Here is an 18910-nt window from a genome sequence, read left to right as displayed (position 1 = left end):
ATTGATCGACAGCTGTTGCAACGTCATTTCCTCGGCTTCGCTCAGTTCGACGACACACTTCATCCGCTACCCCGGCGTTAAACGCGCCAGGTTAGCGAAATTCAAACAGATTTACCAGGACCACTTAGCGACAATTACACTTCGCTGCGAATCGACAGTCAACGGGGCGCAAGCAGCAACTTTCGCTCGAATTCCGATTCGGCGCGAACGTCGCGGCGATCAATACGCTTGCGCCGTCGTCGACCGGCAACCAGGTCGCCGCGGCAGTCGGTCTGCGGCATCGCTTCTGACGGCGGTTTGCCGTCAGACCAATAAACGCATGGCCGCGCTAGTGACGACGTCGACACATGCTCGGTATACTGCCCCGGCCGCCGTGCGACGCCGCGAAACCGCGCCGCCTGCACGGCAGCTTCGTCGCGAAGCATCGCGCTGTACGTCAGCGCATCGCGCTTCGCCCGCGCCTCACCTTCCCATGCATGACCGGGAATGCCGACGATCGGATCATGAAAAGACTTCTCCTGCTTGCCCCAGCTGTCGCCTTCACCGCCACCCTCGCCGCTTGCGGTTCATCGGGCGGCTCCGCGCGCGATGCGTCCGCACCGCTCGTGTACGTGTCGTCGTCACGCACGCCTGCGTCCATCGCCGCCTGCCTCGAAGAACGTCTGCCGCGCGTGCGCACCTCGCACGCCGGCGCGGCGACCGAACTTGCGGTCGGTGCCGATTCGCACAACTCGTACTTCGTCACGCTGACCCCGCTCAACGGCAACACGGTCATCAAGGTCGTGCATCCGGCCAATGCGCCCGACGATCCGCCCGAAGAGGAGATGCGCTTCGATATCGCGCGCTGCGCGACCTGAGCGGCGCGGCGCGCTTGAACGCCGTGCGCGTCATGCACGGAAGGCCGGTGCGCGAATTTTTATCTCGCGCATCGGCTATTTTTTTACGCGCCCATCTGCGAACATAGCCGCCCTTTGTTTTTCGCGCGGCACGTGTACCGCGAGTTTCGATGGCATCCAGCAAAGCGCATCATGCGACCGGTTTCGCAGCCGGCATCATCGCGGCGGCGATCGTCGCGCGCAGCGGCAGCGGTCCGTTTCATGCTGGCGTGCTGCTGAGCTTCATCGCCGGCGTGGCCGGCAGCACCGCGCCGGACTGGCTCGAAGTCGCATGGTGGTCGCGCGCGCGGCGGCTGTGGATCACGCATCGCACGTTGACGCATTGGGGCATCGGCTGGCTCGCGCTGCTCGCGGTGTCGTATCACACGCTCGGACATTCGATCTTCGCGGCGCCCGCGTTCGGCTTCGCGTGCGGCGGCCTGATGCATCTGCTCGCCGACTGGCCGAATCCGCTCGGCGTGCCGTGGATCGCCGGGCGACATTCGTTGAATCTATGGAATAGCGGGCACTGCGATCTGATCGTCGTCGCGGCATCCTGGGCGGCCGCGTGGTTTATCGGCGAGCATGTGTGGCTGCATGGCATGCATGCGTTGCCGTGGTTGCGCCATTGGCCGATCGGCTAGGCGCAGCGATGCTATCGGCCCGGCGTGCGGGCGCGGCGGCTAGCCGTGCATCATTGCCGTCCGTTGTCGGTGCGCTCTCCTTCGCGGACCTTGCCTTGCGATACGCTGCTGCCCGGCGGCACGCTATGCGTGAGCCACACGTTGCCGCCGATCACCGACCCGCGCCCGATCGTCACGCGTCCGAGAATCGTCGCGCCCGCGTAGATCACGACATCGTCCTCGACGATCGGATGCCGGGCATTGCCCTTGATCAGCGTGCCGTCCTCATCGGCCGCGAAGCTCTTCGCGCCGAGCGTGACCGCCTGGTACACGCGCACGCGCTCGCCGATGATCGCTGTCTCGCCGATCACCACGCCGGTGCCGTGATCGATGAAGAAGCTCGGCCCGATCGTCGCGCCCGGGTGAATGTCGATGCCGGTCGCCGAGTGCGCGATCTCGTTGATGAAGCGCGCCAGCAGCGGCACGCCGAGCCGATGCAGCGCATGCGCGAGCCGATGATGCGTCATCGCCCACACGCCCGGATAGCACAGCAGGATTTCGGTGATGTGCTGCGCGGCGGGGTCGCCGGTGTACGCAGCCTGGATGTCGCTGACGAGCAGCGCGCGTATGCCCGCCAGCTGCGTCGCGAACTCGCGCGCCACCGCGAACGCGCGCTCCCGCAACTCGGTGTCCGGCGTCTCGCCGAACTCGGGCAGGAAGCGCAGCGCGCGGCGAATCTGTTCGGCGAGCAGCCGCAACGTGCTTTCGAGCGTGTGGCCGACGTAGTAGTCGACCGTTTCGTCGGTTAGATCGGGTGCGCCGTAATGCGTCGGAAACATCGCGGCGCGCAGACCGGCCACGATATTGACCACCGCTTCGCGCGATGGCAATTCGCGAATGCCGAGCGGATGCCGCGTGCGATGCAATTGCTCGCGCGAGGCGCGCAGGTCGGCGACGATCTGTTCAAGGCCCCAGTTATGGGAAGGCTCGTTGGGCATAAGGGACGGCGCCGTGCGGCGTGCACGGTTCGAAGTGGTTATCGAGCAGAGATTACCGCGTTTTAACGGTGCCCGCCCGGCAGCGCGCAGGTCGGCTCGGATTCATTGCGTCGACGCGCGCTGGCACGCACGCATCGTTCCCTGACTTCAGATAGTCAGACTGCTCGCGTCGATCCAGCGCACCGCCCAATCGCGCGCGTGCGCGATGGCAGCGGCTTCGTCGGAGAAGCGCAGTTCCGTGGGAAAGAAACGGTTAGCGACCAGTTCGCCGTCGCTCGAGCGCGAGATCACCACATACGGTTGCCAAGACCCGTCGCCCGAGCGCGCCGGTTCGCAATTCAAAAGATAGCCGCGATGTGTGAATGCAGCATCGAAGTGCATGAGTCACCCGCCCCTGAAGCCCCGTAACATTTTCTCAGTCCCGCGGCCATTTGTTTGTTAGTTTTTCCGACCATGCTGGAACAGCCGGAGCATGCCGCCAATTTATCCGCGCGTCGGTCGCAGGAGTAAGATCATACTCTGTAGAAAATACGCGTCCATTGAAAAAAACCAAATGAATCGCGGACGTCATCGCCGTTTAATCGCGAGGTAACGCCACTCGCATCGAAGGATGGCGGAGAACGCATCGCGACTCCCGCGCACCGCGGCGCCGTGTCAGTCGGAACGGCTTTTGCTCTTTTCTTCGAATGTCCGCTTCAGGAGAATGCACGATGAACAGCGCGATCAGCAAACCCGAAAACGCCGGTACGAAGCCGGACCCGAAGGACCCACGAAGCACGGACCTGCACAACGACCGCACGCACGACAGCACGGTCGACACCGACGGCAAGAACCGCGAAGCGGCCCGTCTGGCGGGCCACGGCGCGATCTCGCCCGACGCGGTCACGACCAGCAATGCGACGCTCGACAACAGCGTGCCCGAGTCGCTCGATGGCATGGCCGGCTTCGACAGCAGGGTCGGCGGCAACCACCTGCTGCTCGCGCTCGAGCCGGGCTACTCGGTGATCGACAAGGGCATGGCCGAGCCGCTCGACGTCTACTCGGCCGACCATCAGTACGACGACCCGCGTCCGGTCGGACAGCGCCGCGATCGTGGCCGCATTCACTATGCGCTCAATCATTTGCGGCCCGCGCGCGTAATCGAATTACATCGGGTGAAATAGGCGCGCGCGTATCATCCCTTTATACGCGCGCGTTTGAATTACCGGGTTTATTCCGATTTATCAGGCAATCACGCAGCACGCACTGTTTTATTCTGGTGCGTGCTTTGCCTGGTTTAACGTGGGTTCGTTTAACGGAGTTGCGGATGAAAAGAATCGTCGTCATCGGTGCGACGGGCACGCTGGGCCAGGCGATCCGCGCGGAGCTGAAGGCGCGTCACGAAGTGATCGAGGTGGGCGCGACGCGCGGGCAATATCACGTCGATAGCACGGACCCGGCGAGCGTCGAGCGGCTGTTTCGCGACATCGGCAAGGTGGACGGCGTCGTCACCGCGACCGGCAAGGTGCATTTCGGTCCGCTGGAGCAGATGAGCATCGAGCAGTTCTGGGTCGGGCTGCGCGACAAGCTGATGGGCCAGATCAACGTCGTATTCTTGGCGCTGCCGTATGTGAACGACGGCGGATCGTTCACGCTGACGAGCGGCATTCTGGGCGACGAGCCGATCCCGCAGGGAGCGAGCGCGACGACCGTCAATCTCGCGCTCGAGGGCTTCGTGCGCGGCGCCGCGATCGAACTGCCGCGCGGGCTGCGCATCAACGTGGTGAGTCCGACCGTGCTGACCGAGTCGATGGAAGCTTACGCGCCGTTCTTTCGCGGCTTCGAGCCCGTCAGCGCGCAACGCGCGGCGCTTGCTTATCTGCGCAGTGTGGAAGGGGCGCAGACGGGGCGCGTGTATCGCGTGGGGTATTGAACCTCAGTGAATCTCCGGCTCGCCCGAGCTGTCGGGACTCACGCCGCCGCGCTGCAGGAAGTCGAAATCGCAGCCTTGATCCGCCTGCATCACGTGCGCCTGATGCAGGGCGCCATAGCCGCGCTCGAAGCGCGCAGCGGGTTTGACCCACGCGGCCTTGCGGCGCGCGAGCTCTTCGTCCGATACCAGCAGATTCAGCCTGCGGCGCGGCACATCGAGCTCGATCAGATCGCCGCTTCGGACCAACGCCAGCGGTCCGCCGACGAATGCCTCGGGCGCCGCGTGCAGCACGCACGCGCCATAGCTCGTGCCGCTCATCCGCGCGTCAGAGATGCGCACCATGTCGCGCACGCCTTTTTGCAGCAGCTTGCGCGGAATCGGCAGTTGACCCCATTCGGGCATGCCCGCGCCGACCGGCCCCGCGTGCTGCAGCACGAGCACGCAGCTTGCGTCGATGTCGAGCGCGTCGTCGTCGATGCGCGCGGCCATGTCGTCGTAGTCGCTGAACACGACCGCACGGCCCGTATGCACGAGCAGATGCGGCTCGGCCGCGCCCGGCTTGATCACGGCGCCGTCGGGCGCGAGATTGCCGCGCAGCACCGCGAGGCTGCTGTCGCGCAGTAGCGGATTCGTGCGGCGGCGGATCACGTCGTCATTGAAAATGCGCGCGCCGGCAAGGTTCTCGCCGAGCGTGCGGCCGTTCACGGTTTTCTGCGAGCCGTCGATCAGTTCGCCCAGTTCCGCGAGCAGCCCGCGCAAACCGCCCGCGTAGAAAAAGTCCTCCATCAGATAGGCGCCGGTCGGTCTGATGTTCGCGAGCACGGGCGTGCGGCGCGCGATCTCGTCGAAGCGGTCGAGCGTCAACTCGATGCCCGCGCGCCGTGCAAGCGCGATCATATGCACGACCGAATTGGTCGACCCGGACAGCGCGACACAAGTCGTCACCGCGTTATCGACCGATGCCGCCGTGATCAGGTCCGACGGCTTCAGATCCTCCCACACCATCTCGACGATACGCATGCCGGTTTGCGCGGCCATCTGCGCATGCCGCGAATCGGGCGCGGGAATCGACGCGAAGCCGGGCAGCGTGAAGCCCAGCGCTTCGGCCGCGCTCGTCATCGTCGATGCGGTGCCCATCGTCATGCAGTGACCGGGCGAGCGCGCGATGCCACCCTCGACGCCCTGCCAGTCGTCCGGCGTCAGCGTGCCCGCGCGCAGTTCGGCCCAGTAGCGCCATGAATCGGAACCCGAGCCGAGCGTCACGCCGTTCCAGTTGCCGCGCAGCATCGGGCCGGCAGGCAGAAAGATGGCGGGCAGATCCATCGAGATCGCGCCCATCAACAAAGCGGGCGTGGTCTTGTCGCAGCCGCCCATCAACACGACGCCGTCGGCGGGATACGAGCGCAGCATCTCCTCGGCTTCCATCGCGAGGAAATTGCGGTACAGCATCGTGGTGGGCTTCTGGAACGGCTCGGACAGCGTCTGCACAGGCAGCTCGATCGGGAAGCCGCCGGCCTGCCAGATGCCGCGTTTCACTTCCTCGACGCGCTGCTTGAAATGCGTGTGGCACGGATTGATCTCGCTCCACGTGTTCAGAATCGCGATGACCGGCTTGCCCGCGTATTCGTCGCGGTTGTAGCCCATCTGCGCGGTGCGCGAGCGGTGGCCGAACGAACGCAGATCGTTCGCGCCGTACCAGCGATGACTACGCAATTCCTCGGGGGTCTTTCTCTTCGTCAACGTCTACTCCACGATTGGCGCCGACCACGCGTCAGCGCCTCTGTTCTTTCACGCGGGACACGATCTGCGTCGGGCTCACGAATTGTAGTGCGATCAGCACCCAGACCAACGTGATCGCCATATAGATCATCGCCATCGCATCGATCGATTGCGGCGCGCGCACGCCGGTCGAAAACACAGCGTAGTACAACGCGACCACCAGCGTTTGCGTGGCCGGACCGGCCGTAAAAAACGTCAGCTCGAACATGCCGATCGTGCGCACCAGCACGAGCAGCCCCGCCGCCAGCATGCCCGGCACGAGCAGCGGCAGCAGCACGTAACGGAAATAGCGGAACGTGTTCGCGCCGAAAATGCGCGCGGCCGCTTCGAGATTCGGATCGATCTGCTCGATGAACGGCGTCATCACGAGAATCACGAACGGCAGCGCCGGTACGAGATTCGCAAGAATTACGCCCCATAGCGTGCCGGCGAGTCCGACCTTGTACATCGCGGTCGCCATCGGAATGCCGTAGGTGAAGGGCGGCACCATCAACGGCAGCAGAAAGATCAGCATCGCAAGGCGCTTGCCGCGGAATTGCACGCGCGCGAGCGCATACGCAGCCGGCACGCCGAGCAGCACCGACAGCAGCACGACCGCGCCGACCACCTGCACGGTCACCCACAGCACGCTCGCGAGCTGGAAGTCGCTCCACGCCTGCGCATACCAGTGCAACGTGAAGCCTTGCGGCAACGCGGTGCCGAACCAGCGCGTCGCGATCGAATTCACCGCGACGGTCGCAATCAGCAGCACGACGTTGATCAGGAAGAACGCCATCACGGCCCATACCAGCACCTGCCAGATGCGGCCCGGCAGATTCGCGCGCTGACGCGCACGTTGCGCTGGCTCGCGGGCGCCGTCGCCCGGCTGAGGCGCCGCGCAAGCGGAGGTGGACGCGGACCAGTCGGGCTGCGTCGCGCGGCGATCGGTCGTCATCAGCCTTTGCCTCCCGTTACGGGACCACGATAGAACCAGCGGCGCGCGCCGAGCAGCGCGGCGACCACCAGCAGTTGCACGAACCCCATCACCATCGCGATCGCCGATGCGAGCGAATAGTCGTAGCTTTCGAACGCGGCTTCGGCCGCGGCAATCGACATCACGCGCGTCGGACCCGCGGGCGCGCCGAGCAGCACCGCCGACGGAAACACCGAGAACGCCTGCACGAACGACAGACACGCGGCCATCGTGAGCCCCGGCACGAGCAGCGGCAGATAGATGCGGCGAAACTGCTGCCACGGACTCGCGCCGAGCGTCGCGGCCGCGCTTGCGAGCGTCGGGTCGATGCCGGTCACGTACGACAGCGTCAGCAGAAACGCGAACGGAAAGCCCGACACGATCAGCGACAGCAACACGCCCGTGAAGTTGTGCGTGAGCCGCACCTCTTGGGTGTACAGATGCAGCGCCTGCAACGCCTGAGGCAGCCAGCCGTGCGGACCGAAGTACGTGAGCATGCCGTCGGCGATCAGCACGGTGCCGAGCGTCACCGGGATCACCAACAGCGTCGTGACGATCTTCTGATACCGCGAGTAGCGGCGCAGCGCGAACGCGACTGGCACCGACACGCCGACGTTGATCAGCGTGGCCGGCACCGACAGCTTCAGCGTAACGAAAATCGTCGGCCACATCGACGTGTCGGTGAAGAACGTCAGATAGTTGGCCCACACGCCGCCGCCGTTCATCGGCCGGAACGACAGCGCGAGACCATACGCGAACGGATAGATGAACAGCGCGACGATAAAGAGCAGCGCGGGCGCGACGAGCCAGGCCTTGGCATCGCGCGGCGCGCGGGACGTAAGCGGGGGGACGAGCGTCGGCGTGTTCATGCGGCCTCGGCGTCGTAGACGAGCACGCACGACGGCCGCACGCGCAGCGTGATGCGCTCGCCCTCCGCACATTCACCGCTCACGCGCGCCCACACGTCGCCGAACGCGGTCTTCACGCGCAGCAGCGAATCGTGGCCGCCATACTCGACCGCGTCGATCAGCGCCTCGAACGCGTTGTCGGCGCCGGGCTCGGCGCGCTCCATGTCTTCGGGGCGCAGCGCGACACTCACGCGTTTGCCGTCGAAGCCGGCCATCGGCGTGCCGATGAGCCGCACGCCGTTAGCACTGACCACGACGCCATCGCCTTGCATGCCCTCCAGCGTGAACTCGGCGACATTGCGATAACCCATGAAGCGCGCGACATGCAGATTGCGCGGCCGCGTATAGACCTCCTTCGGCGTCGCGACCTGCTGCACGAGGCCCTCCCTCATCACGACGATGCGATCGGCCATCGACAGCGCTTCGTCCTGATCATGCGTCACGTACAGCGTCGCGCGTTCGAGCTGCGTATGGATGCGGCGAATTTCCGCGCGCATTTCGATGCGCAGCTTCGTATCGAGATTCGACAGCGGCTCGTCCATCAGGATCAGCGGCGGCTCGATCACGATCGCACGCGCGATCGCGACACGCTGCTGCTGGCCACCGGACAATTGGCCGGGCAGCTTGTGCTCATGACCGGTCAGTTGCACCAGTTTCAAGGCCTCGCGTGCACGGCGCGCGATCTCGCTTCTGCCGACGCCGCGCATTTTCAGCCCGAAGCCGACGTTCTCCAGCACGCTCATATGCGGGAACAGCGCGTAGTTCTGGAACACCATGCCGAAGCCGCGCTTTTCCGGCGGCAGCACGTCGATGCGCCGCTCGTCGAGCCAGATGCCGCCGCCGGTGAGCGGCTGCAATCCGGCGATGCAGTTCAGCGCCGTCGATTTGCCACAACCCGACGGCCCCAGCAGCGCGATGAACTCGCCGCGCCGGATCGTCAGATCGAGACCCTGCAGCGCTGCGATCGCGTGGCCTTGCGGGTTCGTGAAACTGCGGCTCACTGAATCGAGCCGCAACTGCTCAAAGTGATGCTTCATGGCGGTTCCCTGCTCCGCGTGAGGCGACGGATGTCGCGAGTGCCGCGCTTGCGGTGGGCGCGGCGCATCAGGCACTCAAGCCGAGACGCGCGTGATCGCTGAAAACACGCAGCGCGGCGGAACCTCACGCCGCGCTGCGTTTTGCCCCGTTTCCCGTCGCATTGGTGAAGGCCTATTGGGTCTTCTGCGCGCCGATCTCGCTATCCCACTTCTTGAAGGCGGCGACCATCGCCGCTGCGTTCAGCGGCAACGCATGCGGATGATCGGCCAACATCTTCGCGTATTCGGGGCGGCCATACTTTTTCAGCACCTCCTGGCTGTGCGCGGGCGCCTGCTCGACGGTGACGCCCTTGATCGCCGGACCCGGATAGAAGTAGCCGTCGTCATAGGTCAGCGCCTGCTGCGCGGGCTCCAGCATAAAGTTCATCATCTTGTACAGCACGTCGAGCTTTTCCTTCGGCACGCCCTTCGGAATCACCATGTAGTGCGCATCGTTGACCCACGTCATGTTGTCGAACGGCTGTACGCGGAAGTCGGCCGGCACGATGCCGAGCGCGCGCGGATTGATGTCCCAGCCGGTCACGGTCACGGTCATGTCGCGCGTGCCTTCGCCCAGTTCCTTCATCACCGCCGAGGTGCCGCCCGGATAGTACGGTATGCAGTCGTTCAACTGCTTCAGGAACGCCCACGTCTTGTCCCAGCCGTGCACCGGGTCCTGCGGGTCCTTGTCGCCGAGCACGTAGGGCAAGCCCATCAGGAACGTGCGGCCAGGACCGGAATTGGCCGGCCGCGCGTAGATCAGCTTGTCGGGGTGGGCCTTGCACCATTGCAGCAGTTGCTCGGGTGTCTTCGGCGGATCGCTGACCTTGGCCGGGTTGTATTCGAGCAGCGGACCAGCCGGCATATATGCGACCTCGAGCCCGTAGCCTTGCGCGAGATCCTGCATCTTGCGCGGGCCCGGCGCGTACTTGTCGAGCACGCCGGGGAACTGCGCCGCGTTGTCGGGCAGCAGCTTGATCCACAGGTTCTGTTCGATGCCGGCCGCGAGCGCGTCGGTGCCGGTCAAAACGAGGTCGATGTCGGAACGGCCCGCGGCCTGCATCGCCTTGATCTTGCCGGGCAATTGCGGCGCGGGCGCGTTCGTGAACGTGATGTTCGCGACGAGATTCGGATTCTTCGCCTTGAACGCCTCGAAGCCCTTCTGCGTGAGTTGAAGATCGCCGGCCACGTCGACGATATTGATCGTGACCGGATCGGCCGCGTGCGCGGCAAGGGTGAACGCCGCGCTCGCGGCGATACAGACGGATACCAGCTTGAACGACAACCTGTGCGAAACAGTCATTGCGTCTCCTCGCTTCTTGGTATGGAAGCCCGCTGGTCGATGCGTTGCGGGCGGTGTCTTTCTACCAAGGGAACATAGCGAAGCGCAACAGCCGATGTCAAGCAAATAGTCGAGAGTGTGAGTCGGGCGAGAAAATGGCTCGTTTAACCTGAAATCCTTGTCGTTCAATGCCCGGCACCGCGGGTTAAGGGCAAACCCGAGCCCTCGCCGCGATTAGCAATACATGTTGTCTGGTTAGCGGACAACCGCTCAACCTCCGCGCACGCCCTGCGTATTGACGAACAGCGAATACAACCCGTGGCTCGCCGCCATGAACAGACGGTTGCGATGCCGTCCGCCGAAGCAAACGTTCGCGCAACGCTCTGGCAATGCGATGTGGCCGAGCGGCTCGCCTTGCGGGCTGAACACGCGCACGCCGTCGAGCTCGTCGGTGCCCATGCCCCACCCGCACCACAAGTTGCCATGCGTGTCGACACGAAAACCGTCCGGGGTGCCCGGACCCGCTTCGATCAGCACGCGGTTGTTCGACAGCGTCGTGCCTTTGCCATTGGCCTCGACATCGAATACGCGGATCTTGCGCGGCTCGCCGCGCGATTGGACCACGTACAGCAGCGATTCGTCCGGCGAGAACGCGAGACCGTTCGGGGCGAGCACGTCGTCGACGACCATCGACACCTCGCCCGACTGGCCGTCGATCCGATACACGCACGCCTTCAGCTCGGACTGTTGCTGCTCGCCCTCGTAGAAACCTTCGATGCCGAAGGTCGGGTCGGTAAACCAGATCGAGCCGTCCGATTTGACGACCACGTCGTTCGGCGAATTGAAGCGCTTGCCCTGATAGCGATCGGCGAGCACGGTGATCGAGCCGTCGTACTCGGTGCGCGTCACACGCCGCGTCAGGTGCTCGCAACTGACGAGACGCCCTTCGCGATCGCGCGTATGGCCGTTCGCATTGTTCGACGATTGACGGAACGTGCTGACCGCGCCCGTCGTTTCGTCCCAGCGCAGGATGCGGTCGTTCGGAATGTCGCTCCACAGCAGATAGCGGCCATCGCCGAACCACACCGGCCCCTCCGACCAGCGCGTGCCCTGATACAAGCATTCGACCGACGCCGACGCGATGATCAACGACTTGAAGCGCGGATCGAACACACGGATGGAGGGATCGGGATAGCGTCGGCTGTGATCGGTCATGGGGTTGTCTGCGTGTCGGAGCGGTTCGATTGGGTGGGCGCGAACTCGCGCTCGAGAGCGAGCAGCGTGCGCGCGGTCTGCGCGATCTTCGCATGATGCTCGCGCGGTGTCGAACTGAGCAGCGGCTGCAGCGGCCCCATGTCGGCGAGGCCCGTGAACGTGATTGCATCGTGCAGCACGCGGATCAGTGAGATGTCGTTGCGCAGCGTTTCGAGCGGCATGAACGCATCGTAGAGACGTTGGGCGGTGTCGTGATCGGCGCTAACGGCGCTACCGGCGCTCCGGCCGCTTTGCACCGCGCGCAGCAGCGCCATCACCATGCTCGGCGCAATACAGCCGCTTCCGGTCGTCCACGCTGCGAGTCCGAACTCGCGCAGATGCACGAGCGCCGGCCGCTCGCCCATGCCCGATACGATCTTCGCGGGCGGCACGCGTTGCAGCAGCCGGCGCAGATACGGATCGTGAGCGGGGTTGTCGCGCGGGATCGCATATTTGACCGCGCTCAGCGTCCCACGCTCGACGAGCCGCGCGAGCGTATCGACAGCGACGTAGTTTTCGCTCTTGATATACAGCGTGAGCGGCATGCCGGCCGTGTCGGCGATCCGCGTGAGGCCCGTCTCGACGCCCTCGGACGTCGTGAAGTCGCCGAGCGGCAGCACCATCGCCGTGCGGTAACGCGTCTGCGCGAGGATGCGCGCCTGATCGAGCATCTTGCCGTAGTCGGGACCCAGCGCCGGAATCACCCGTGTCCCGGGACCCGCGGCCTCGGCGAGCAGGTCCAGCAGCTCGCGGTATTCGCTGACCGCGACGTGATAGAGGTTCGCATTGCCGCCATACAGTAGCGTGCGTACGCCGCCCGCTTCGATATGGCGGATCAGCGCGAGATTCTGGGCAGGGTCGAGCGTGTAGTCGGCCCGGCGCGCGAGCGGCGGCACGGCCATGACCGACGCGGCGAACTCGCCGTCGCCAAGCGGTGATTCTTTCATGATGGTTGACGCGGAAACGCGCTAGGCGGAGGTTTCACGGTAGCATCGGCATCACAATGTTGTCAAACAACCTGCGCGTGACGATCGCCTAGCATGCCGTCGGCGGCGAATTGCGCGGGAGCCGATCACGAAATTTCCTTTTGTATAACAATGAAGCGGGCCCGCAGCCAGCGGAATCGGCGCAGCTTTTTTTGGCAACAAGGACACGGCGAGCAATAACCCGCTTTCCGAGATAATCGAGTAAATACGATTTAGTTTAAAGCGCGACGAAATAATGCTGTCAACGAAACATATTAAAATCTGTCGCCGGATGCCGATTAGCCGCGCCGCGCACCCGAGAAGCCCGGCCGGGTTAAAGATTTATTTCAATCAGCATAATAATAGGCGACGCCGGCGTTGCTATCACGTGGCGGCTATCGTTTACCCCGCGGCGCACCGGCGCATTGCGTTCGAGTTTTTAGTGATAGATTATGCGGACCAAAAGAGCGGACCGAAGTTTGTCTGCCAATAACCGCGAACGGGATATTTGCGAGCCTGAGAGAGCCAAAAAATTGCCGCTACACTTTATCGAGCAGATGGCACCGCTACTGGACGCCGCCGACGAGGCGGAATGGTTCGGCGTGATTACGGGCTTTGCCGAAACGTGGGGTTTCGACAAGATTCTGGTCGCGATGCTGCCGCGGCCAACCATGCGTCTCGAGGACGCTTACCTGCGCAGCACTTACGCACCGGCATGGCGCCAGACGTACGACGAGCAAGGCATGGTGCATATCGATCCGACGGTCGCACACTGCCTGTCACGCTCATCGCCGCTGGTCTGGACGCCCGAGATTTTCGCCAGCCCGGCGCAGCAATCCCTGTATGAGGAAGCTCGCTCGTACGGCCTGAGCGCGGGCGTGACGCTGCCAATTCATGGGCCGAATCAGGAAGCCGGCATGATGTGCTTCGTCAATGACGACAAGCCGTCAGACGGGTTCAGGCGCCATGTGAACGCCGCGTTGCCGAACCTCGTGCTGTTGCGCGACCTGGTGATCGACACCAGCAAACAGCATCTGAATTCACATGCGCAGACCTTGATGCCGAAGCTCACGCCGCGCGAGCGAGAATGTCTGAAATGGACCGCACGCGGCAAATCCACGTGGGAGATATCTCACATCCTGAGTTGCTCGGAAGCGGTGGTGAACTTCCATATGAAAAACATCAGGGCGAAATTCGGCGTGAATTCGCGGCGTGCGGCAGCCGTGATCGCGGCGCAGCTTGGGCTTATTGACCCGGGTTGAGCAGCGCGGCCGCGTCGCGGCTGTACATCACACGCTCGGCGCGACCCAGATCGGCGTCCGACACGGTCCTCATGAAGTACAAACCCAGCAGGATCGACACCGGCGCCGGGATCTCCGCGCCCGACTCGAAGCGGCTGCCGCGCGATTGCGTGACGCCGAAGCGAGCCCAGAAACGGCGCTGGCTCTCTTTTTTCTTCTTCCGGTAGGCAATGATCAGAACGCGATCCACTGCCGAAGAGACCTCCGAAGGACGCGCCTGGAGGTGGGTTTGCGGTTGCCAGTGATTGTCGAGGAGTTCCATTTTGGACCCTTGTAGGTTGGGGACGGAGACGCGTCTGAATTCTGATATACCCGATAAGCATCCACACCTATCCAGGTAGGTAGGTGGCGCAAAGATTCAGAATGCATAAGTTTTCCTGCGTATCTGGCAGCCCCCCAACGCGTACAGGAGAACGTCATGCAAACCACGATCCGAATTGGACTCCGGCAGGAATTCGACAACGAACTGATCAACGAGATGTACCGCTTGCGCGCCCGTGTCTTTCACGGCCGGCTCGGCTGGGAAATTCCGACCATCGCGGGAATGGAGATAGACGGCTACGACGCGCTCGGGCCGTACTACATGCTGATTCAGGGCGAAGACGAACGGTTGCGCGGCTGTTGGCGCCTGATGCCGACCGAAGGTCCGAACATGCTGAAAGACACCTTCCCGCAGCTACTGCATGGCGCGGCCGCGCCGGTCGGGCGACATATCTGGGAACTGAGCCGCTGGGCGATCGAAACCGGCGGTGAGGAACAGTCGTTTGGTTTCACGGATATGACAATCCGCGCAATTCAGGAAGTGATGCGCTTCGCGCAGCGCATGGGCATCACGCATTACGTCACGGTGACCACCACGCCGATCGAGAGGATGCTGCGCCGAGCCGGCCTCGACATCAGCCGGCTCGGGCCGCCGCTGCAGATTGGCATCGAGCGGGCCGTCGCGCTCGACGTCGCGGTGAGCGCGAAAACGCTGACCTCGCTGTTCGGGCCGGTCGCCGTCGCTGCTTGAGCCGCGCCGAAGCGCGTCCTGACAAAAGTCGCGACGCCTTCACCCGCGCGCGAACTCAGGAACCGAACATCCGTTCCAGCGCGTTCTCGAGATGCGCGCGCATTGCGGCCCCCGCGCCCGCCGCGTCCTTGCGGCGGATTGCGTCGAGCACCGCCATGTGCTCGGCCTGCACCAGCCGCTGCCGCTCCACCGTCTTGACGAGCGACAGATTGCGCGACAGGTTCATGCTGAACAGGATCTGCTCCTCGATGAACGACATCACCGTGATGAAAAACGGATTCTTCGACGCGCGCGCGACCGCCTGATGAAACAGGAAGTCATCCTTCGCGCCGATCCCCTGCGCCTCGATGATGCGCTCGAGCTCGTCCCACGCGTGCTGGATCGCGGCGATGTCGTCGGCGTCGGCCTTCAGCGCTGCCTGCGCGGCCGCGCCCGCCTCGGTCACGATGCGAAACTCATAGCAGCGGCGGATATCGGACAGCGTTTCGAGCGGCGCGAAGCGGCGTACGTCCGGATCGGGGCGCCGCGCGACGGTCGTGCCAGAGCCGTGCCGCGTCGAGATGATGCCGTCGGCCCGCAATCGCGCGAGCGCTTCGCGCACGGTCGGTCGGGACGTGGCGAAACGTTCCGCCAGCGCGTGCTCGGTCGGCAATCGCTCGCCTTCCTTGTACTCGCCTTCGAGGATGCGGTTGAGAATGTCGCCGTAGATCTGGTCGGGTAAGCCCTTGGTTTTTCGATCGTTCATCAGCGGACTGGCCAGCTTGTCTGAATATGGCTTGATTGTAAGGCCAACCCTGTTTCGGCTTCAGCAAAGTTCTACGGGTTGTAAGCATGCCAGGCCGCTTCGCGCACGCCGCCGCGTCCGCCATTTTGTCCGCGCCGCGCCGGAATATTTGGCAAGTGTTTGATTTACATCCTGGCCCGGTGCATCTTTTCGGGCAATCATCTAAGCTTCATTGGTATAAAAGATCAATAAACCTGCCGCGGTTAGCAATGTGGCAGACGCATTTTTGACTCGGAGCCGATATGTACACACGCATCCTTGTAGCGGTCGACGGCAGCAATACCTCGCGCCGTGCGTTTGAAGCGGCGCTCGATCTCGCCAAATCGAATGGCGCGGTGTTGCGGCCATTTTATGTCGTCGAAAACACCCCGATGTACTTCGAGGCGCCCGGCTACGACCCGTCGATCCTGCGCAACCGCCTGATCGAGGAAGGCCAGGAGCTGCGTGCCGAGTTTTCGAAAGTGATGGCCGAGCAAGGTGTGAAGGGCGACCCGGCGGTCTCCGAGGCTTCGTCGCTCGGCGATGTCGCCGAGATCGTGCTGCAGGCCGCCGCCGAATTCAATGCCGACCTGCTCGTGATGGGCACGCACGGCCGGCGTGGCTTTCAGCGGCTGATTCTCGGCAGCGTCGCTGAACGCTGCGTGCGCCAGGCCACTCTTCCGGTTCTGCTGGTACCGTCCGCCGCGGGCACCGACAAGGAACCCGCCTGACTCTTTCATCAGGCGCAGGGCGGCACGCCACGCCCTGCCCTGCCGGAATCGAGCCACGCTACCCGTCGACGGGCGACGTCGATATAGGCCGCGGCGACTCACCTTCTCACCTTCGTCCGAGCACCGCCGTTGCTCGGACTGCCGAGCAGCGAACGCGTCACTTTGCCGCCAGTTGCGGGTCATAGCGGGTGGGACAATTTCACCACTACCAATAATCGAACATGCTGAATCCTACTGCTGTGACCCGTTCCTCGACCCGCTCCGCCGGCAACCGCGAGGCCGTGGCGGCACGCGCAGCCGCACGTACCGCCGCGCGCTGCTCCAGCTGTTCGATGCGTGAGATCTGCATGCCGCAGGGGCTGTCGGCGGAGGAACTGCCGAAGCTCGAAACGCTGATCTGTTCGGCGCGCTCGGTGCCGCGCGGCGAGGCGCTGTATCGCAGCGGCGACCGCTTCGACAATATCTACGCGGTGCGCTCCGGCTCGATGAAGACCGTGATGGTCCACCGCGACGGCCGCGAGCAGGTCACCGGGCTGCGTCTGGCCGGCGAGCCGCTCGGGCTCGACGGCATCAGCGCGGACCTCCATGCGTGCAGTGCCGTCGCGCTGGAAGACAGCACGGTGTGCATCGTTCCCTATAGCGCGCTGAAGCTGCTGTGTCGCGAAATCAGTTCGATCCAGGAACGCATGCACAAGCTACTGGGCGCGCAGATCGTCAGCGAAGCCGCGCAGATGATGGTGCTCGGCTCGCTGTCCGCCGACGAACGCGTCGCCGCCTTCCTGCTGGACGTGTCACAGCGCAATGCGCAGCGCGGCTACTCGTGGTCGGAATTCAATCTGCGAATGACGCGTGAGGACATGGGCAGCTACCTCGGCATGACGCTCGAAACGGTCAGCCGTACCCTGTCAAGATTTCAAAAACGCGGCCTGATCGACACGCGGGGCAAGCACATTCACATCGTCGATCTCCAAGGCTTGCGGCAGATCTAGCGGCCAGAGTGGCCTGGACGGTCGCGCTGTTAGTCTTGGCACGCCGCCTGCGAGCGGGTAGAGTTTTCAGACCGTCCCCCCCACGGCACCCGTGTTGCATGGAGACCCGGCCCCAATGAATCGCGACCCTGTCCCGCATCATCCGCTCGTGCAGCGCCTGCTCGACGCGCGTCAAGTCACCGACGACCTGTTTGCGATCGTCAAACCCGACTACCTCTATGAACGGCCGATCCGCGAGCGTCACCGCGTCGTGTTCTACATCGGCCATCTCGAAGCGTTCGATCGCAATCTGCTCGACCAGCGTCTGTTCGATCTGCCGGCTTTCGCGCCGGAACTCGACCAGTTGTTCGCCTTCGGCATCGATCCGGTAGACGGCGGCTTTCCCACCGATCAACCCGGCGATTGGCCGTCGCTCGCCGCCGTGCGCGAGTATGCGACGCGCGCGCGCCGGCAGATCGACACCGCGCTCGACGAACTCGGCAGCGCGGCGCACGACGAGGTGGCCGTGCAGCTGCTGAACGTCGCGATCGAGCATCGGTTGATGCATGCGGAAACGCTCGCGTACATGCTCCATCAGTTGCCTCTCGCGCAGAAGAACACCGCGTTGCGCGAACCGGTGGTGACGAGCGATGAGCAGCGCGACGCGTTGTCGTCGATGGTTAGCGTGCCGGCCGGCACGGCCGTGCTCGGCATGCCGCGCGAGGCCGGCCGCTTCGGCTGGGATAATGAGTTCGGCGAAATGAGCGTGGACGTGCCCGCGTTCGAGATCGATCGATACATGGTCACGAACGGTGCGTTCCTCGAGTTCATCGAAGACGGCGGTTATCGCGAGCCGAAGTGGTGGTCGCCGAAGGACTGGGCATGGAAGGAAGCGGAGCGCATCGAGCATCCCGCTGGCTGGTCGCAACGCACGGCGCAAGACGGTCGCCCCGCATGGACGCTGCGCACGATGTTCGACGACGTGCCCTTGCCGCTCGACTGGCCCGTCTACGTGAGCCACGCCGAAGCGAGCGCCTACGCGCGCTGGGCCGGCAAAACCCTGCCGACCGAGGCGCAATGGCAACGCGCGGCGCACGGTGCGCCGCAAGCGGCGTCGGGGAACTTCGATTTCCGCAGTTGGGATCCACGGCCCGTCGACGCGCATCCGGACAACGTCAGCACGTTCGGCGCGGAAGGTCAGTTCGGCAACGGCTGGGAATGGACCTCGACGCTTTTCGAAGCGCTGCCGGGCTTCGAAGCGTTTCCGTTCTATCCCGGCTATTCGGCCAACTTCTTCGATGGGCAGCACTACGTGCTGAAGGGCGGCTCGGCGCGTACCGCGCTGTGCATGCTGCGGCCGGAATTTCGCAACTGGTTTCAGCCGCATTATCAGTATGTGTATGCGGGGTTTCGGTGTGTGCGGGTGAGGAATTAAGCGATAGTTGATGCAAGAGACAAGCTATCGCTTTACCTCTAGAAAGGTCAACTATCGGTTAACTTTGCGATCGCAG

Annotated in this window: 20 protein-coding genes; 9 read left to right on the top strand and 11 right to left on the bottom strand. The window is 63.9% G+C overall.

Annotated features, from left to right (window positions below; genetic code table 11):
* The first annotated feature begins 347 nt into the window (after positions 1-347).
* Together F6X37_RS25370 and F6X37_RS25365 are read left to right on the top strand one after the other, a co-directional pair.
* Entirely contained in the window at positions 348-857 is a 510-nt protein-coding gene (locus F6X37_RS25370; RefSeq protein ID WP_187613195.1) for a hypothetical protein, read from the top strand.
* Between the two features lie 149 nt (positions 858-1006).
* Positions 1007-1519 (top strand): metal-dependent hydrolase, encoded by a 513-nt coding sequence (locus F6X37_RS25365; RefSeq protein ID WP_187613194.1) that lies wholly within the window; start codon positions 1007-1009, stop codon positions 1517-1519.
* A gap of 50 nt (positions 1520-1569) precedes the next feature.
* Here F6X37_RS25365 and epsC read toward each other — a convergent pair whose 3' ends face one another.
* A complete protein-coding gene (gene epsC / locus F6X37_RS25360; RefSeq protein ID WP_187613193.1) occupies positions 1570-2496 on the bottom strand; it encodes a serine O-acetyltransferase EpsC in 927 nt (308 codons plus the stop codon).
* A gap of 147 nt (positions 2497-2643) precedes the next feature.
* Positions 2644-2877, bottom strand: coding sequence for a hypothetical protein (locus tag F6X37_RS25355; protein ID WP_013092363.1), 234 nt, complete (start codon positions 2875-2877; stop codon positions 2644-2646).
* A 329-nt stretch (positions 2878-3206) separates the two neighbouring features.
* Between F6X37_RS25355 and F6X37_RS25350 the strand changes: the two genes are divergently transcribed.
* Positions 3207-3659: a DUF3005 domain-containing protein gene (locus F6X37_RS25350; protein WP_187613192.1), complete on the top strand. Its 453-nt coding sequence runs from the start codon at positions 3207-3209 to the stop codon at positions 3657-3659.
* A gap of 143 nt (positions 3660-3802) precedes the next feature.
* Positions 3803-4408 (top strand): short chain dehydrogenase, encoded by a 606-nt coding sequence (locus F6X37_RS25345; protein ID WP_187613191.1) that lies wholly within the window; start codon positions 3803-3805, stop codon positions 4406-4408.
* A gap of 3 nt (positions 4409-4411) precedes the next feature.
* Here the strand turns inward: F6X37_RS25345 and araD are convergent, their stop codons facing one another.
* The 7 genes from araD to F6X37_RS25310 form a co-directional block, all read right to left on the bottom strand.
* Complete coding sequence (gene araD / locus F6X37_RS25340) at positions 4412-6148, bottom strand: L-arabinonate dehydratase (protein WP_187613190.1); 1737 nt, start codon at positions 6146-6148, stop codon at positions 4412-4414.
* A 31-nt stretch (positions 6149-6179) separates the two neighbouring features.
* Positions 6180-7121 carry an ABC transporter permease gene (locus tag F6X37_RS25335; RefSeq protein ID WP_090807310.1) on the bottom strand — a complete coding sequence of 314 codons (942 nt, stop codon included), beginning with the start codon at positions 7119-7121 and terminating at the stop codon, positions 6180-6182.
* On the bottom strand, positions 7121-8008 hold the full coding sequence (locus F6X37_RS25330) for an ABC transporter permease (protein ID WP_090807312.1): 888 nt from the start codon (positions 8006-8008) through the stop codon (positions 7121-7123). Before F6X37_RS25330 ends, F6X37_RS25335 begins: the two co-directional genes overlap by 1 nt.
* On the bottom strand, positions 8005-9084 hold the full coding sequence (locus F6X37_RS25325; RefSeq protein ID WP_187613189.1) for an ABC transporter ATP-binding protein: 1080 nt from the start codon (positions 9082-9084) through the stop codon (positions 8005-8007). The genes F6X37_RS25330 and F6X37_RS25325 overlap by 4 nt, the downstream gene beginning before the upstream one ends.
* A gap of 172 nt (positions 9085-9256) precedes the next feature.
* Positions 9257-10426 carry an extracellular solute-binding protein gene (locus tag F6X37_RS25320; protein WP_090807316.1) on the bottom strand — a complete coding sequence of 390 codons (1170 nt, stop codon included), beginning with the start codon at positions 10424-10426 and terminating at the stop codon, positions 9257-9259.
* Between the two features lie 249 nt (positions 10427-10675).
* Entirely contained in the window at positions 10676-11620 is a 945-nt protein-coding gene (locus tag F6X37_RS25315; RefSeq protein WP_187613188.1) for an SMP-30/gluconolactonase/LRE family protein, read from the bottom strand.
* Positions 11617-12606 carry a dihydrodipicolinate synthase family protein gene (locus F6X37_RS25310; RefSeq protein WP_187613187.1) on the bottom strand — a complete coding sequence of 330 codons (990 nt, stop codon included), beginning with the start codon at positions 12604-12606 and terminating at the stop codon, positions 11617-11619. Before F6X37_RS25310 ends, F6X37_RS25315 begins: the two co-directional genes overlap by 4 nt.
* A 575-nt stretch (positions 12607-13181) precedes the next feature.
* Here F6X37_RS25310 and F6X37_RS25305 point away from each other — a divergent pair.
* Positions 13182-13886: a helix-turn-helix transcriptional regulator gene (locus F6X37_RS25305; RefSeq protein WP_090807322.1), complete on the top strand. Its 705-nt coding sequence runs from the start codon at positions 13182-13184 to the stop codon at positions 13884-13886.
* On the opposite strand, the gene F6X37_RS25300 is transcribed toward F6X37_RS25305, so the two are convergent.
* Positions 13870-14187, bottom strand: coding sequence for a hypothetical protein (locus F6X37_RS25300; protein ID WP_090807323.1), 318 nt, complete (start codon positions 14185-14187; stop codon positions 13870-13872). The two genes, F6X37_RS25305 and F6X37_RS25300, sit on opposite strands and share 17 nt — an antisense overlap.
* Before the next feature lie 156 nt (positions 14188-14343).
* Between F6X37_RS25300 and F6X37_RS25295 the strand changes: the two genes are divergently transcribed.
* Positions 14344-14937, top strand: a complete 594-nt coding sequence (locus F6X37_RS25295; protein ID WP_090807325.1) for an acyl-homoserine-lactone synthase — start codon at positions 14344-14346, stop codon at positions 14935-14937.
* A 55-nt stretch (positions 14938-14992) separates the two neighbouring features.
* Here F6X37_RS25295 and F6X37_RS25290 read toward each other — a convergent pair whose 3' ends face one another.
* Positions 14993-15682 (bottom strand): FadR/GntR family transcriptional regulator, encoded by a 690-nt coding sequence (locus tag F6X37_RS25290; RefSeq protein WP_090807327.1) that lies wholly within the window; start codon positions 15680-15682, stop codon positions 14993-14995.
* A 281-nt stretch (positions 15683-15963) separates the two neighbouring features.
* On the opposite strand from F6X37_RS25290, the gene F6X37_RS25285 reads away from it, so the two are divergent.
* The 3 genes from F6X37_RS25285 (at position 15964) to F6X37_RS25275 (ending at position 18834) form a co-directional block, all read left to right on the top strand.
* Positions 15964-16431: a universal stress protein gene (locus F6X37_RS25285; RefSeq protein WP_090807329.1), complete on the top strand. Its 468-nt coding sequence runs from the start codon at positions 15964-15966 to the stop codon at positions 16429-16431.
* A 221-nt stretch (positions 16432-16652) separates the two neighbouring features.
* The gene (locus F6X37_RS25280) at positions 16653-17420 is read left to right on the top strand and encodes a helix-turn-helix domain-containing protein (protein WP_184063264.1); all 768 of its coding nucleotides are present in this window, start codon (positions 16653-16655) and stop codon (positions 17418-17420) included.
* Positions 17421-17535: 115 nt separating this feature from the next.
* The gene (locus F6X37_RS25275) at positions 17536-18834 is read left to right on the top strand and encodes an SUMF1/EgtB/PvdO family nonheme iron enzyme (RefSeq protein ID WP_187613186.1); all 1299 of its coding nucleotides are present in this window, start codon (positions 17536-17538) and stop codon (positions 18832-18834) included.
* The last annotated feature ends 76 nt before the right edge of the window (positions 18835-18910 follow it).

The sequence above is a fragment of the Paraburkholderia sp. 31.1 genome (genome assembly GCF_014397645.1).
Classification (GTDB): Bacteria; Pseudomonadota; Gammaproteobacteria; order Burkholderiales; family Burkholderiaceae; genus Paraburkholderia; species Paraburkholderia tuberum.
The sequence above is the reverse complement of the archived record's forward strand: the minus strand, read 5'-3'. Positions and strand labels throughout refer to the sequence as shown.